The 14734-nt window shown below is 68.0% G+C and carries 12 protein-coding genes; 3 read left to right on the top strand and 9 right to left on the bottom strand.

Annotated features, from left to right (window positions below; translation table 11 throughout):
* The first annotated feature begins 33 nt into the window (after positions 1–33).
* The gene (locus tag KIS93_RS41920) at positions 34–3432 is read left to right on the top strand and encodes a hypothetical protein (protein WP_155127429.1); all 3399 of its coding nucleotides are present in this window, start codon (positions 34–36) and stop codon (positions 3430–3432) included.
* A 3-nt stretch (positions 3433–3435) separates the two neighbouring features.
* On the opposite strand, the gene KIS93_RS41915 is transcribed toward KIS93_RS41920, so the two are convergent.
* The 7 genes from KIS93_RS41915 to KIS93_RS41885 all read right to left on the bottom strand — a co-directional run bounded on the left by KIS93_RS41915 (position 3436) and on the right by KIS93_RS41885 (position 9729).
* Positions 3436–4665: a site-specific integrase gene (locus KIS93_RS41915; protein ID WP_155127426.1), complete on the bottom strand. Its 1230-nt coding sequence runs from the start codon at positions 4663–4665 to the stop codon at positions 3436–3438.
* Positions 4666–5549: 884 nt separating this feature from the next.
* Positions 5550–5903, bottom strand: coding sequence for a helix-turn-helix domain-containing protein (locus tag KIS93_RS41910; RefSeq protein WP_080039122.1), 354 nt, complete (start codon positions 5901–5903; stop codon positions 5550–5552).
* The gene (locus KIS93_RS41905) at positions 5900–6958 is read right to left on the bottom strand and encodes a tyrosine-type recombinase/integrase (protein WP_230466202.1); all 1059 of its coding nucleotides are present in this window, start codon (positions 6956–6958) and stop codon (positions 5900–5902) included. Before KIS93_RS41905 ends, KIS93_RS41910 begins: the two co-directional genes overlap by 4 nt.
* A gap of 187 nt (positions 6959–7145) precedes the next feature.
* A complete protein-coding gene (locus tag KIS93_RS67810; RefSeq protein ID WP_186404733.1) occupies positions 7146–7412 on the bottom strand; it encodes a site-specific integrase in 267 nt (88 codons plus the stop codon).
* A gap of 289 nt (positions 7413–7701) precedes the next feature.
* The gene (locus KIS93_RS66155; protein ID WP_155127423.1) at positions 7702–8082 is read right to left on the bottom strand and encodes a site-specific integrase; all 381 of its coding nucleotides are present in this window, start codon (positions 8080–8082) and stop codon (positions 7702–7704) included.
* Positions 8079–8234, bottom strand: a complete 156-nt coding sequence (locus KIS93_RS41890; RefSeq protein WP_155127420.1) for a hypothetical protein — start codon at positions 8232–8234, stop codon at positions 8079–8081. The genes KIS93_RS66155 and KIS93_RS41890 overlap by 4 nt, the downstream gene beginning before the upstream one ends.
* 121 nt (positions 8235–8355) lie before the next feature.
* Entirely contained in the window at positions 8356–9729 is a 1374-nt protein-coding gene (locus KIS93_RS41885; RefSeq protein WP_155127417.1) for a DUF6042 family protein, read from the bottom strand.
* A gap of 43 nt (positions 9730–9772) precedes the next feature.
* Between KIS93_RS41885 and KIS93_RS41880 the strand changes: the two genes are divergently transcribed.
* Positions 9773–10027: a helix-turn-helix domain-containing protein gene (locus KIS93_RS41880; RefSeq protein ID WP_230466201.1), complete on the top strand. Its 255-nt coding sequence runs from the start codon at positions 9773–9775 to the stop codon at positions 10025–10027.
* Between the two features lie 228 nt (positions 10028–10255).
* Positions 10256–11584 carry an IS256 family transposase gene (locus KIS93_RS41875; RefSeq protein WP_418115087.1) on the top strand — a complete coding sequence of 443 codons (1329 nt, stop codon included), beginning with the start codon at positions 10256–10258 and terminating at the stop codon, positions 11582–11584.
* Positions 11585–11663: 79 nt separating this feature from the next.
* On the opposite strand, the gene fxsT is transcribed toward KIS93_RS41875, so the two are convergent.
* Together fxsT and KIS93_RS41865 are read right to left on the bottom strand one after the other, a co-directional pair.
* The gene (gene fxsT, locus KIS93_RS41870) at positions 11664–13961 is read right to left on the bottom strand and encodes an FxSxx-COOH system tetratricopeptide repeat protein (RefSeq protein WP_080039118.1); all 2298 of its coding nucleotides are present in this window, start codon (positions 13959–13961) and stop codon (positions 11664–11666) included.
* Positions 13958–14434, bottom strand: a complete 477-nt coding sequence (locus tag KIS93_RS41865; protein WP_080039117.1) for a hypothetical protein — start codon at positions 14432–14434, stop codon at positions 13958–13960. Before KIS93_RS41865 ends, fxsT begins: the two co-directional genes overlap by 4 nt.
* Between the last annotated feature and the right edge of the window lie 300 nt (positions 14435–14734).

Below are 14734 nucleotides of genomic sequence, written 5' to 3'. Positions count from 1 at the left end.
CTTCCTACATAGAGAGCGTGCGTGAGCCCTTCCATGGACAAGGCTGAGGAATTCGTCCGTGCCGAGGCGCGGATTCTGGACCCGCGGGAGATCCTCACTTCCTCGGTGGACGTCCTGCTGGGAGTGTCCGCCGAGGCGAAGGCGGCACTGATGCCGCTGGGCATTCAGACCGTCTTCGACCTGGCCTCCTCGTCGTTGTTCCACGCGGCCCGCGACCTGGGCCGCTCGTTGGGCGGTGCGCCGTCGTCACTCGCCGAGCACGGGCAGGTGCCCGGCGACGTCGTCGACGACGCGGCTCGCGGCAACGAGCCGGAAACACTGGCGCTGTGCGGCATCGAGGTCCTGCGGGCTGTCGCACCGGACGCCCGCACAGCCCTCGAGAACGCGCTCCATGTCAAGAACGTGCGCGACCTCGGGCTGTGGCCTCCTTACCGGGCCGCGCGGTCGATCCTGGCGGCCGCCTACGGAGACGTCGACGATGTGGCCAGGATGGACCCTGAAATGCCGGCCGACCTCGTACCGGTCAACGGCCGCTACCCGACGGAGCGGGTTCAATACGAATGCCTGATTCTGGAGAGTTTGGCTGGTGGTGCGGGCGAATTTATTCCGCTCGAGAGCGCGGGTCAGGTGGACCTGGCGGCCCTGGCGGCCGAGGCCAACGGCTATCTCACGCCGGCGGTGGGCGTGCTGCTCACCTACCAGCAATCCTGGTACGCCCGAGGGCTGTCGCTCGGCAACCTCATCCACAGTGTGGCGCTCGCACCGGGCGAGAGCACGAAGATCGCGATGATCGACTGGTCCCGCCGGACGCGTACTGGAACCACCGAGGCGATCGAGGAGAACGAGGTTCTCCAGGAGGATCTGGGCCGCATCCGTGCTCTGACGGAGATCACCAGTGCGGTGGCCAAGGAGACGCAGCAGGGGCGATCAGCGGCCCAGACACTGGCGTCGGCCTGGGAGCGCGGCACGGCGGAGGGCAGCGCGAGCACGGGCATCATCTGGGACAGCGGACCGCATCCCGGAGTGCGCACGCACGGCGAGTCAACAGGCGAGTCGGGCAACACCGGGTTCGCCTCCTCGTGGTCCACGTCGTCCGGTCAGCGGGAGGTGTCGGGCAAGCTCCAGCAGGACATCGTCGACCGTACCCAGCAGGCGGCCCATTCGACCCGGACCCGGCGCGCGTCGATCGTCCGTGAGGCGTCGCAGCAGGAGTCGGAGACGCTCACCACCAGAACGATCACGAACTACAACCACATGCATGCCCTGACCGTGCAGTACTACGAGGTCGTGCAACAGTTCCGCACCGTCATCGAGCAGACGAATGCCGAGCGGGTGCTCTTCGTCCCCCTCCGGCCGCTGGATTTCCGCAACGAGCAGGTGGTCGACCGCTATCGCGTCGTCCTGCTGGCCGCGGCCCTCACTCCGACCGTGCGGGAACTGCTCCAGTATCCGAGGGGAACCACCCGGATCACCTCGCCTCTGATCACGGGATCAGGTCTGTACACACCCGACAGACGTCTGCCTCCTCCTCCCCCACCGGCATCGCAGGCAGCGGGACAACCGCCACCACCCGGACAGCCACCACCCGGACAACGGCCACCCGGAGAACCGCCACCGGGACAGCCATCGCCTGGACAACCGCCGCCGGGGGTTGCCACCAAACCGTCCAGCATGTTCGCGCAGGACCGTTGGACGGGCGCCAACATCGTCGAGGCCCGTGACGCGACCGCCGGCATCGCCAACGTCCTGGCGGACGGAAGGCTCGTCCTGCCCGCCGACGCGATCCTGTGGGATGTCGACTTCCTCGCCGACGACAAGAGCATCGCACCCGTTCAACTGCGGCTGAGCGGTGTCGACGGGAGTGAGGTCGTGGTGGAGTACGGGGAGCGCGGCTGGGACCTGTCCGGCAATCGGCGTCGGCTCGAGGAGCTGGCGTCCGTGCGGATCACGACCTCCGGCCTCGCCAATAAGGAAAACGCTGGCTTCGTCTCGTGCATCTTCGTCTTCCGGTCGCGCAGCTTCAGGATCGTCTTTCCGGTCCGGCTCGTCTCCGCGCAGTCGTTGGACGTCTTCGCGGCCGCCACGGTGACGGCCGAACTGGCCGCGCACCTGAACCGCAGCCGGCTGCACTACAGCCGGGCGATCTGGAATTCGGTAGACGACGCCACGCTCGGCATCCTCCTGTCCCGGTTCACCTTCCCCGCGAAAACTGCGGCGGGCACCCGGGGCAGGCCGCTGGTCGAACTCGTCGACCCCGCTCCTGTCGGACTCGTCGGCAACCTCCTGGCCTTCCGCGCGCCCGGGCTCGGCGACGAGGCGGCACTGGCCGAGGAGTACAAAACAGCGGTTCGGGAGGATCACATCCCCGTGCCGAGCGGCGGTGTCTTCGCCGAAGCCGTGCTGGGCCGGTTCAACGCGGCCGAACGGCTCGACCTCACCCGCTTCTGGGACTGGGCGGATTCCCCCATCCCCATTCAGGCACCCAACATCGCCGCGCTCGGCAGCGGCTCCCGCGGCACCGAGGACGACCTGCGACCGGGACAACTGTCGTCACCGGTCCTCAACATCGTAAATCCTCCCGGGCTGCCGGATCCGACCGGCATGACGCACGTTCTCGCGGCGATTCAGAACGGAATGATGTTCCGCGACATGAGCGGTCTGGCCGGCACGATCGGCCTGGCGCAGGCCGGAGTGGCGGCCGCGCAGCAGGGTGCCCAGCACGCCGCCGAACAGGCAGGCCTCAACGCGAAGGTGGCGGCAGAACTGGGCGCCAAAGTGGCGGAGATCGTCGGGAAACTCATCGCGGCATGGACGACCGGCGGTGCCGGTGTCGCGGCCGGCGGCCTCGCGGGCGCCGGCCTCGTGGGCGGAGGCGGAGCAGGGGCGGAAGGAGGACTGCTCAACGCCCCCAAAGGCCTGTCCAAATCGGGTTCTCTGCTCAACTACGCCCGGACCATGGACGAACGCGGCGTAGCGCAACCGGCCGGCACGAACGAATCGAAGACGTCCGCCACAGACGGCCGAACCTGGGAGGCGGCCGCGGCCACGTCGCTGGGAGTGGGAGGAGGCGGACCGGCCGGCCCGATGGGGGTCTTCGCCGATTGGGTCGCCGACGTGTCGACCGGAGTGGGCTGGCCCTTCAAGGGCAAGGTGGTCGACGGGCTCATGAAGGCCGCCGCCGAGTGGAAACTCCCGCTCACCCAGGCAGGCGCCGAGGCTATCGCGGAGGCGATGAGTCTGGGGCAGGCACAGAAGCTCGGCGAGGACCTGCCGACGGACAAGGCCAAAGCCGACAAGCTGAACAAGGAAAAGATGGCGATCCTCCGCGAGATCACCACCACGATCATCGCCAAGACCAAGGATCAGAAACTCAAGAAGGAACTGCAGGACCTTATCGCGGCGGTCGACAAGATGTCCAAGCCGGGCCCCTGAGGTTCACGGAGGCGGATCACCCATCCAAGCGGACTCACACGTAACCCCGGTGCGTCGAGCAACTGCGGCGGCATAGCCGGGGCGATTGTTACCGGCTTCTTGGGTCCATCGTGTGGCACGGTCGAGGCTGATGCCAAGGAGTTTGTTCAGTACGGGTGGTGGCATCTCCGCGGCCATCTGCATGAGTGCGGTATTGCGGCCCAGGGTGGGCTGGATGCCGATCGCGCGTAGTCGTTGGAGCAAGGTTCTCGAGGCGAGGGGTCGTCCGAGACGGGAAGCCGGGTAGAGCCAAGTGTTCTCCTCAGGTCGGAAAGCGGCGCTAACTCGACCGTCGTTGACGAAGGCCTCCAAGAGGTCGGCGAATGCAGCAGGGACGGTGATCGGTGTCTGGCCGAGCGTCAGTTCGACACCGTTGTCAGTGATGGTGATGTGATCGATGGTGAGTTGGGCGATGCGCGCGGCTCGTTGCGCGTAGAGCAGGACAAGGAGTCCCGCGACCCGGTCTTCGAGGGCTATGGAGTCGTCGTGGAGGAGCTGTCGGGCCAGAGCCCAGCGTTGATCGTGGTCGTTGAACACCTGCCGCACGGGTGCGTTGTTGAACGGTGGGATCTCAATGTCTTTCGCGTGGCCGCGGCTGACCGCCCAAGCGACGAAGCCGCGTGAACGGGAGAAGGCGTCGATGCCCAGCCATTCGTCGATGTCGTCTTGGGTGCAGGTGGCCAGGTGCTGGCTGCGTTCGTGGAGCCAGTTCAGCAGCGCCGCCGCGGCGGTGAGGGCGTTGCAGGCGTAAACGACCTGATCTTGCGTGACCCGGCGTCTGCTGGCAATCGCGCGAAGGCGCCGTAGGTGATGCCAGGTGGCATAGCTCTGGAGGATCTTGCGGTCGACGGGGTCGTGGACGCGAGAGATCCGACGCTTGACCGCCTGCTCCAGCCCGGCCAGCCCTTCATCGCGTGGAGCCAGGACGGCCTGTTCGACCAGGATCGTTCGCAAATGAGCAGTGGCCGCTGAAGGGGTCAACTGGTCCAGGACGGCGTGGCTGATCGGGCCACTGCCGGAGGCCAGCGCTGAAAGCATCTGCTGAGTCCGCGCCCGAGCTACCCAGTTCAGGCCAGTCCTGGCGTCGATCGTGTTCAGCGCGGCTCGGACCGGTTCGAGGTCTGCTCGCACCTCTCCGCCGGGGCCGGCGAGAAGTTTTCTGATCACATCGGGCCATGCGCAGATCGCACACAACCCGAAACGGTGTAGAGGCCCGAGCACGCCGCAGCGGTTGCACTGTCGGTGGGACAAAGGGTCGTTCTTATAGCAGGTCTGACACATATCCCCTGCTTCGGTGCGGGCTCGAATGGGCCGTTCGCGGCCACATCCGGCACAAAGTCCCAAACTGCCGCACGTCTTGCAGAGAGGCTTGCCGGAGGAGGTGCGGGTGTGGACTACGCGTTGCTGTCCGCAGCGTGAACAGGGCTGTGCTCGCCGATTGGCGGAGCAGTTCTTGCAGAGGGGCGCTGCGATGTCGACGAAGTGGCAGGGTTTGCGTTTTCCGCACTCCGAGCACGTGGCCACTGGCGGTGCGCAGCAGGCGTGGCAGATCACCAGTCCGTCCCGGCGGCGGGCGGGAAGGCGCATCCGGCCGCACGTGTCGCATGGCTCGAGTAGAGCGGGTTCGGTGCGGGCGCAGGCGTCACAGAGCGATTGGCCCTCGGGGGTGCGACGCGCCATCTGAGTGATCGTTCCGCAGCGGGTGCAGGGCTTGGCGTGTATCCGGTCCCAGCAGCTCTTGCAGCATCGCAGCCCTTCATGGCCGCGGGACAAGGGGACGTCACGATGGCAGAACGGGCACGGCGGAGCCACCACGCCGGTTACCCCGTGCGAGAGCAGCGCGGCGATGAGCCTGATGACCATGGGTGTGCCGCGTGCGCCAGCTCCGGTCAGCAGGCCGGGACGCTTCTGGAGTTTGGTGGCCAAAGCACGGCGCGACTTCGTCTGGGGGACGAGGCCAATGATCAGATCCACCAGTTGCGCGCGGTCGGTACCGGGATCGAGCCTCCGCACCACCGCCACCACAGCATGAGCCGGATCAACAGAATCGAGGGACGGCGCACCTCGTGCGGCGGACATCACTCGGTGATCCTGGCTCGCTTGGGACGAAACCCACCCACACCGCTCTCGCGGCCGGCACCCGGCTCCCCTCCGACGGCGCCGGTCTGGCCTGCGGCCCGATTACGGCTGCCCGTTGGCGAGACGACGGGCGTGATCAGGTCCTCCATGGGGCAGCCGAGGATGTCGATGAGCGCCACCAGCACCTTCACGCTCAGCCGCTCGGGCTTCTCCGTCACCAGCCGCCAGATCTGAGTGGCGGACAAGGTGATCCCCCGCTCGATCAGCAGCGGCCGCAGGTCGGTGGTGTTGAACATGCCGCGGGCCGCCATGATTTCCCGCAGCCTCCACTCGTAGTCCAGCTTGGCGGTCATCGTTCCTCCTCTTTGGAGACCAGTCCTGCATCCAGGTGCCGACGCAGTGCGGTATTCATGAAGTCGCTGCCGACACCGGTGTACATCGCCGTCGTGCTGGCGAAACGGTGACCCACTTGCTCCTGGACGAACTTGGGGTCGACGCCGTCCTCGATCTGGTGGGTGACGTGGCTGTGGCGCAGGCAGTGCGGTGTGAGATCTTCATCCATTCCCAGAGCGTCGCGGTAGGTCGCGAAGCGTTCCTCGATCTCACGCGAACGAAGCCGCCCGCCGCGCTCGGTGATCCACATCGCCGGATGATCCTTGAGTCCGAAGCGAGGTCGGATGTTGGTCAGATAGTCCTCGACCGCGACGACGGCCCATGGCATGACTGAGGCCACCATCCGCCGTTTGGGTGCCGACCCGCGTGAACGCTTGCCCCACCGGACGTTGAGCATCCCGAACCTGCCCAGCTCCGGGGCCTGGGGATTGCGGTACCAGTCGTGGCGATCCAGCTTGCTGGCCTCGGTACACCGCAATCCCCAGGCATAGATGACTTTCAGCACGGTGGCGTCCCGGTAGGCGGTCAACGCTCCCTTGCGCCCCAGCCGGATGGCCCGTTCGACCTGCTCATCGGCGTAGTCAAAGAGCGCCTGGCACTCCTGACGGGACAACGGCCGACGCCCTGGCCCGCCCTCGTACTCGACCAGGTGCGCCGTGGTGTTCCACTCCTGGCAGATCTGCACGGGGTGGGTGCCGAACCGCGCCTGGCATTCGTTGGCCCACCGATAGTGCGGCGAGGTGATGTAGTCGCAGAACATCCTGATCGCCCCCTGGTAGGAGCGGATCGTGGATTCCGCTAATCGGTCGATCATCACCAGCTGAGCACTCCACTCGTCCATGTCGCCGGCCGACCAGCGCCAGGGGTACTCGTTGGTGTAGGACACGAAACGGCGAACGATGCTCTTGCGCGACTCCACCGTGTCCGGCTGCAGGCGTCGCCCTCCCCGCTGCTGTTTTTCCCACCCGGACAGCATCGCCTCGAGTACTGCATCTTCTGGATGCAGCAGCGCCACACCGTGGCACAGTTCCAGACGAGCTGAGCCTGGCGGCTCACTCCCTTGCGCGCTCACCGGACTGCCTTCCGTTAGCTGCAACTATCTTTCATCAAACGGAAGATCACTGCTAGCCGTACAGCTCAATCCGTTAGACAGATGCCTCCATCGAGGTCGATGCTGGATCAGGCAGGCCAGGTCAGGGCGTTCACAGATCTTTCAAGAAACGCAATTCCCCGGGGAAGAAGTACCGGCGGGTGGTGTCGAGGGAGTCGTGGCCGAGCAGGGCGCGGATCTGTTCCAGATCGGCCCCGTCCTCGCGGAGCCGGGTGGCGTAGGTGTGGCGCAGTTCGTGCGGCCGCGTGCCCTTCAGCTCAGCGGATTCGGGCGCGGCGTTCGAGGTGGCCAGGACGACGTCGGTGATGCCGTCGACGGTGAGCGGGCCGCGCTTGCCCACCCACAGCGAATCGCCCACCTGCTCGGCCCGGCCGGACTTACCGGTGTCGGCCAGCAGTGCGGCGCGTTTCTCCGCCAGGCGGACAGGCGTTCGCGGGTCGGCGGCGCGATTGGGACGGTGCAGACCTGGTCGCCCTTGCCGAACAGCCGTACCTGGCCGGTGCGGGCGGTGATGGCGACGTCCTCGACGCGCAGCCGGGCGCATTCCTCGGCGCGGGCGCCGGTGCCGAGCAGGGTGTAGATGATGGCGGCATCGCGGGGGCCGCGGCGGTCGGCGGTGCGGCGCAGCGCGTTCTCCTGCGAGCGGGTCAGTGCCTTGGGGCGCCGGGGCGGGGGACGCGGGCGGTCTTGGTCTTGATGCGCATGCTCGCGCCGTGCTCGTACAGCAGGGCGACGGCGGCCAGGCCCTGGTTGACGGTGGCCGGTGAGGCGCCACCGGCGAGCAGGGCGCGGCGCCAGGCGGCGACGGCGGCCTCGGCGCCGATGTGGTCGAGGAAGGCGTCGGCCTGCTCGGCGGCGTGCTGGGGGTCGGCGAGCCAGGTGAGGTAGGCGCGGGCCTGGCGGCGGTAGGCCTTGACGGTGTTGGCGGATAGCGCGCAGCGGTTCAGGTGGGCTTCCAGCCGGGCCAGCGCCGCGGCGGGGTCGGGGCCGTTGACGCCGCCGCGCAGCGGCAGGATCGTGGCGGTCATGCGCGGCCGCCGGCGATCCGGGTGGCGGCCGCGGCGGCCGTCGCGGCGGCGTGGTGGTGATCGGGCCGCCCGGAGATCATGGGCGGGAGGTGCCGAGCGCCGCCCTGTGCGCGGCGGCGGTGGCCCTTGGCGGGGTCCTTGATCGGGCGCAACGGTACCCCTCCTTCTTATCCGGGGAACTTTCCCGGAGATCGCTCCGGGAGCCATGTGACTTCGAGTGCTTGATGGCGGTGCGGCTTCAGAGGTAGATGGCGCGACCGCCCTCGAACCGCCTCACTCGAGCCTTCGGGCTATGCGACCCACCTCGGGGGGCGGCGGGAGACGTGGCATCGCCATAACCACGCCCTCGTCTCCGGAGGTGCTGAAGAGGCCCCGTTCGGTGCCGTAACGGATCGCCCCGTGAATCTCCTCTTCCGTCGCCAGGAGCTGGCGGGAGAGCTCCTCCAGCGTTGCCGAGACGGTGCAACCCGGGCTCCACACCGCCACGGCGGCCAGGTCGGCGGCGAACGAGGTGTAACGGTGGAATGCGTCCTGGCGCCGGATCATGGTCACTTGCTCGTCCGGCAGGCGCAGCACCTCCTCAACAGGCGGTGGGCTCGCGGAGGGACGATAGCGGGTCACCTCGGCGGAGGTTTCGGTGATCACCAGGCCGGCCGCCACCAAGAGCCGCAGTAACTCCTGCCGCGTGGCCGGTGCGGGCACACCCAGTTGCACGGCGTAGTCCGACAGATCCTCGGCAAGAGGGCCGCTCCAGTCGCCTGAGCTGCTGGACCATGGCTGGTACGCGGCGGCGATCTGTTCCTCGGTGGCGTTACCGGCGGCGGCCGCGACCTGGACGGCGTGCAGCACCTCCTGACAGGGCAGCCCGAGGACCGCCTGCCAGCCAGTGCGCCCGGACGGTACGGCGGGTCGGCTCCGCGCCAACCAGCGGGGAGGCTGAGGAGTCCCGGGGGCCGCCCAGAACTGCATTCGCCAGAGGTCACCCTCCGATGCCTCGAATCCGGGGATCTCCGGCGTAGTCCTGCGGCAGGAGACGCGGACTCGATACATTCCCGGTGCTCCGAGCCGGAGCGGTCTGTCTGCGTAGTTTTCGCCGTAGAGCACGGTCGTCAGCATGACGGAACCGGTGTTGGCGTAGTACGGAGTCTCTACCACGTCATGCCAGACGTCGTCCAATGGGGGAGGACCGTGATGCGCCTCCAAGCGCACGTGATGGCGCGCGTCGCGAGCTGACGCTTGCAACCATCCATCGCCCGCCTTGGCGATGGTACCGCCAGGCTGCGCGTCCACCGCGTGCTCGTCGAGCAGGGGCAACTCTGGTCGCGATCTGGATGCCGGGTCGACGCCAGGAGTGTCCCTGACGACGATCGTTCCGTACTCGGGCCAATGATCCTCTACGGCGATGATCCTCACGTATTGACCGTAACGGTCGAATGGCCGGCCGGTGAAAGTGTTCGCGTTGATCTCGATCCGCGCAGTGATCTTGTCGAGAATCGAACGTTTCTCGACAAGATCACCAAGACGGCTTCGATCCCTGGGACTTGGATCGCTTAATGACGCGATTTCAGGATCGCTGTCTGTCGCAATCTCCTGGGGGTAAGCCGCGCCGTTCCATGCCTGCAGAGAAGGCAGGCAGTTCGCACGCATGGCTCAGCCGGTGAGGATGCCGTTAGGGCAGGGGCGGCTTGACATGATCGCTGCTCGCGACGGCCTGGCCGCCACCCGCGCCCGCGGCCGCACCGGCGGACGCCCCACCGTCATCACCCCCGAACTGCTGCGCGCCGCCCGCGACATGCTGCCCAACCCACAAAACTCGATCACCTCGATCGCCAGGCTGCTCGGCGTCTCACCGGGGACGCTGTGCAACCACATCCCCGACCTGCGCCAGCTCCGCGAAAGCGGCCGGGCTCGTGGGCTCGCCAGGGGCGAGATGCCGTCGGCGTAGACCGATCAGGGGGTATCACTCTAGGTGTGGAAATGATCACCAAACGTAGACGAAAGTCTGCAACGATCATTCACCATCTCGGGGGAGAACACGATCATGTCCACGACACGGGGAAGAACCGCGCTGGCCGCGGTGGGGCAAGACCAGCGCGATGATGCATCGGCGCTGCTGGGGGCGGCTGCGCATCATGGCGGGGAACAATCCCCCCAGCGTGACGGCGAGGTGCCGTTGCGGGACCTGCTCGGCGATCACGTGCTGGACCTGCTGCTGGAACGCTCACGCGACGGCGCGGGCGGGCTGCGGCTGACCGGTGAAGGCTCGATGCTCGGCGAACTGGTCAAGGCGGTGCTGGAACGCGCCCTGGAGGCCGAGCTGTCGTCGCATCTGGGCTATGGCAAGCACGAGGTGGCCGGCCACGGCTCGGGCAACTCCCGCAACGGCAGGATCGGCAAGACCGTGCAGACCGGGGTCGGGCCGGTCCGGCTGGCCGTGCCCCGGGACCGGGCCGGCACCTTCGAGCCGGTGCTGGTGCCCAAGCGGGCCGGCCGCATCTCCGGCGGCCTGGACGACATGATCATCAGCCTGTACGCGCACGGCATGAGCGTGCGCGACATCCAGCACCACCTGCGCCAGATCTACGAGGTCGAACTCAGTCACGAGGCCATCTCCAACATCACCGACGCCGTGCTGGAGGAGGTCCGCGCCTGGCAGGCCCGGCCGCTGGAAGCGGTCTACCCGGTGGTGTTCCTGGACGCCATCGTGGTCAAGGTCCGCGACAACCACAGCGTCCAGGCCAAACCCGCCTACCTCGCGGTCGGCATCGACGCCGACGGCGACAAGCACGTCCTCGGAATCTGGCTGGCCAAGACCCCGCTCGATACCGCCACCGCCGGCGAATCGGCCCGGTTCTGGACCACGGTGATGAACGACCTGAAAAACCGGGGCGTGCGCGACATCCTCATCGCCTGCACCGACGGCCTGACCGGCTTCGAGGACGCCATCCACGCGGCGTTCCCGCACACCACCGTGCAGGCCTGCGTCGTGCACCTGATCCGCAACGCGCTGCGGCCGGTCGCCCGCCGCGACCGCGCCGCGCTGGCCGCCGAACTCAAGAAGATCTACACCGCGCCCACCGAGCAGGCCGCGTTCGACGCCCTGGCAGACTTCACCGCCTCCACCTGGGGCGAGCGGTATCCGCAGGCGGCCCGGGTGTTCGAGACGGCCTGGGACCGCTTCATCCCGTTCTTCGCCTTCTCCCCGGCGGTCCGTAAGCTGCTCTACACCACCAACAGCATCGAGTCGCTGAACTACCAGCTGCGCAAGGTCACCAAGGCCCGCGGGCACTTCCCCGGCGACGACGCCGTGGTCAAGCTGCTGTGGCTGGCCATCATCAACATCGAGGACAAACGCGCCCGCGAACGCGCCGCGACCAAGGAGAAGACCGGAAAGATCAAGAACTCGCCCAGCACCGCCCGCCTGATCGAGGGACAGCGCACCATCGGCTGGCGCGAGGCACTCATCGAACTCGATATCGCCTATCCAGGCCGCATCAGGTAAAGACCGCCATCAAGCACTCAGCAAAGATCTTTACACACCTGAAGTGACAACCTCACCGATCACGCCGCCTTCCCAACGGTTACTCGATCGCCGACAGGTTGGCCCGTACGGTCTTCGTTAGCGGGTGGTCCGAGCTCAGTACTCGCTCGCAGTCGGCCAGCGTCTGCTTGTACAGCGGGATGGCCCGGTCCAGGTCCCCCATCGACTGGTAGGCGCTGGCGAGGTTGTTGCGGGAGTTCAGGGTGTCGGGGTGGTCGGTGCCGAGCACTCGCTTGCGGTCGGCCAGCGTCTGCTTGTGCAGCGGGATGGCCCGGTCCAGGTCTCCCGCCGACTGGTAGGCGCTGGCGAGGTTGTTGCGGGAGTTCAGGGTGTCGGGGTGGTCGGTGCCGAGCACTCGCTTGCGGTCGGCCAGCGTCTGCTTGTGCAGCGGGATGGCCCGGTCCAGGTCTCCCGCCGACTGGTAGGCGCTGGCGAGGTTGTTGCGGGAGTTCAGAGTGGAGGAGTGGTCGCTGCCGAGCACCCGCTCGCGGTCGGCCAGCGTCTGCTTGTACAGCGGGATGGCCCGGTCCAGGTCTCCCGCCGACTGGTAGGCGTAGGCGAGGTTGTTGCGGGAGTTCAGAGTGGAGGGGTGGTCGGTGCCGAGCACTCGCTCGTAGTCGGCCAGCGTGGCTTCGTACAGTGGGATGGCCCGGTCCAGGTGCCCCGCTGATCGGTAGGCGTAGGCGAGGTTGTTGCGGGAGTTCAGAGTGGAGGGGTGGTCGGTGCCGAGCACTCGCTCGTAGTCGGCCAGCGTGGCTTCGTACAGTGGGATGGCCCGGTCCAGGTGCCCCGCTGATCGGTAGGCGTAGGCGAGGTTGTTGCGGGAGGCCAGCGTGTCGGGGTGATCGCTGCCAAGCACTCGCTCATAGGCCGCAAGGGCGCGGGCATGGACATCGATCGTGCTGCTGATGACACCCTGGCCGCTCAAGAAGAGGCCGGTCCGGTTGAGCAGGCGGGCGGTGGTGGCGGTGTCAGCGGTGGGGGAGGCGTGATCGGTCAGGGTGGTGATGTGGGGCAGCAGCATCCGCCAGAGCGGCCACCCGGCCGGATCCCACGGCGGGGCGGGGACGGCATCGTTGAGCAGGTGGGTGGCCTGGTCGCGGGCGGTGTCGATGGCGGTGGGCCGGCGGTGCGGGTCGGCGGGGTCGGGGCTGCGAGCGACAGCTTGGACCAGCCGGTGCACGGTGATCGTCTCACCGTCAAGGGTGATCATGTTGTAGGCGGCCAGCTCGCCCAGGGCGTGCTGCACCTCTGACGGCTCGGCGTCCAGGCCGTCCAGCAGGGGACGGGGAATGGGTTCGGCGCCGTACCAGGCCAGCACGCGCAGCAGGTCGCCCGCCAGTGGGGTGCCGGCCAGCTGGTCGAGGGACAGCCGCCACAGGCGGGCGATGGTGCGTTCGGCGTCGGCGCCGCGAGCGGTCCGGTCGTACATCACGGCCGGCTGGTGCCTCAACAGCTCCAGGTAGGCGCGCGGGGTCAGCCGGGTCTGGTGCAGGTAGGCGCCCGCCTGCTCAATCGCCAGCGGCAAAAGGCCCAGCTCGCGTACCAGCTCGGCCGCCCCGTCCAGTTCCGCAGGCGGGTGCCCGTCGAGCACGGCCTGGGCGACGTCCGGGGCGAGGCCTGGAGCGGCGAGCCGGGTCAGCAGGTCCAGTGCCTCCCGCTCGCCGAGCACGTCCAGGTGCAGCAGCTGGGCGTCCAGTCGGTGCCAGCCCTCGCCCAGCCGGCTGGTCACCAGCACCTGACCGGCCAGCGTCCGCTCCAGCAGCGGCCGCACATCAGCGGGGTCAACCACGTTGTCGAGCACCAGCAGCCACCCCTGATGGGCGGCCAGCCACGCCCTAGCCCGCTCGGCCAGCGCCTCCAACGACAACACCGTGGCCAGTTCCGGCTGCAGCGCGACCGCCAGCCCCGCCAGGCCGGCCTCGAGCGCCGGGCCGGAGTCCGCCGTGATCCACCACACCGGATTCAGCCCCGGGCCGTCCCGCCTGGCCGCCTGGGCGAGCGCGTAGTGCGCGGCCAGCGTGGACTTGCCCACCCCGCCCAGACCATGCACCGCGGCCACCACCACCTCGCCCCCACCGTGCAGCGCCGCCGCCAGCCGGGCCAGCTCCGCGCCACGGCCGACGAACGTGCGCGTGTGCCGGGGCAGGTTCACCAGCCGCGGCGGCGCGGCCACGTCGGTGACCGGCCGCACCGCCGCCTCGGGCAGCACCGTCGTCTCGTTGATGATCTGGTCATGGCCGGCCTGCTGGACCCGGCCTTGTCCGGAGGTGGTGGCCTCCATCCGGATCTGTGGCTGCCGCCCGGGATCGCCCGCGGCCGGCGGGGGCGTGCTCATCGTTCGTGGATAGTCTGATCTCGGCCGGCCTGATAGATGCGGCCTGACCCCAACGCTTCCGCCCGCATCTGCACGTTCGTCGCGTTGTCGCCGGTGGAGGCGATCCCGCTGTTGTCACCGCCGATCGCGATCGACCGCTGCCCGGAGGCGGAGGCCGACGTGCCGAACGTCGCGACCAGTGCCCGCAGCTCCGCTTCGGCGGCGGGCTCGTCCTCCAGCAGGTCGCTCAGCCGCAGCCGCCATGCCGTCTCCTGCTCGGCGCGGGCCCGCTCCAGCTCAGCTCCGGTCCGGCCTGCGAGCTCCTGCCGGGAGCGCTCCAGCCGCTGCACTGCGACCCCCTGCCGCTCCGGCTGGCCCCGGCCCAGCAGCCGGGCGAACCCCTGCTTGGCCGACGTCCACGCATCAGTGGTCATCGCCGACACCAGCGCCGTACCACCCGCCGCGGCCAATGCGGCTAACGCCTCGTTCAGCATCCTGGTCCCCTCCTTCAGCCTGCCCCTGGGCCCTGTGTCCGGCTATCGCCACGAACACGGTCCTCATTACTCCGATAACCGGCCGATCATGACCCGAGGTTCCCTGCAGCTGGTGTCACTCCCAGCGGCACAATGCAGGGCCGCCCCCCATTGTCTCTTCCTGAGGGGCTACCACAGATAAGCGGAGCAAGTCATCAGCGTCACGGCGGCTGTTCAACCAGGACCGTCTCCGTGTTATCGCAGATAGTGGCTCACTATCTGCGATAGATGACCTCGTCTCGGCGGCGGTCGGGCCCGAAA

It is taken from the genome of [Actinomadura] parvosata subsp. kistnae, assembly GCF_900323885.1.
In the GTDB taxonomy this organism is placed as follows: Bacteria; Actinomycetota; Actinomycetes; order Streptosporangiales; family Streptosporangiaceae; genus Nonomuraea; species Nonomuraea composti.
Note: the sequence above shows the minus strand (reverse complement) of the source record. Positions and strands in the feature narration are given on the sequence as shown.

Coding starts and splice junctions, on each gene's coding strand:
- fxsT (WP_080039118.1), bottom strand. CDS start 13,961: ATGAGCACGCCCCCGCCGGCCGCGGGCGATCCCGGGCGGCAGCCACAG.
- KIS93_RS41880 (WP_230466201.1), top strand. CDS start 9,773: ATGATCGCTGCTCGCGACGGCCTGGCCGCCACCCGCGCCCGCGGCCGC.
- KIS93_RS66155 (WP_155127423.1), bottom strand. CDS start 8,082: ATGACCGCCACGATCCTGCCGCTGCGCGGCGGCGTCAACGGCCCCGAC.
- KIS93_RS41885 (WP_155127417.1), bottom strand. CDS start 9,729: ATGCGTGCGAACTGCCTGCCTTCTCTGCAGGCATGGAACGGCGCGGCT.
- KIS93_RS41910 (WP_080039122.1), bottom strand. CDS start 5,903: ATGACCGCCAAGCTGGACTACGAGTGGAGGCTGCGGGAAATCATGGCG.
- KIS93_RS41920 (WP_155127429.1), top strand. CDS start 34: ATGGACAAGGCTGAGGAATTCGTCCGTGCCGAGGCGCGGATTCTGGAC.
- KIS93_RS41865 (WP_080039117.1), bottom strand. CDS start 14,434: ATGCTGAACGAGGCGTTAGCCGCATTGGCCGCGGCGGGTGGTACGGCG.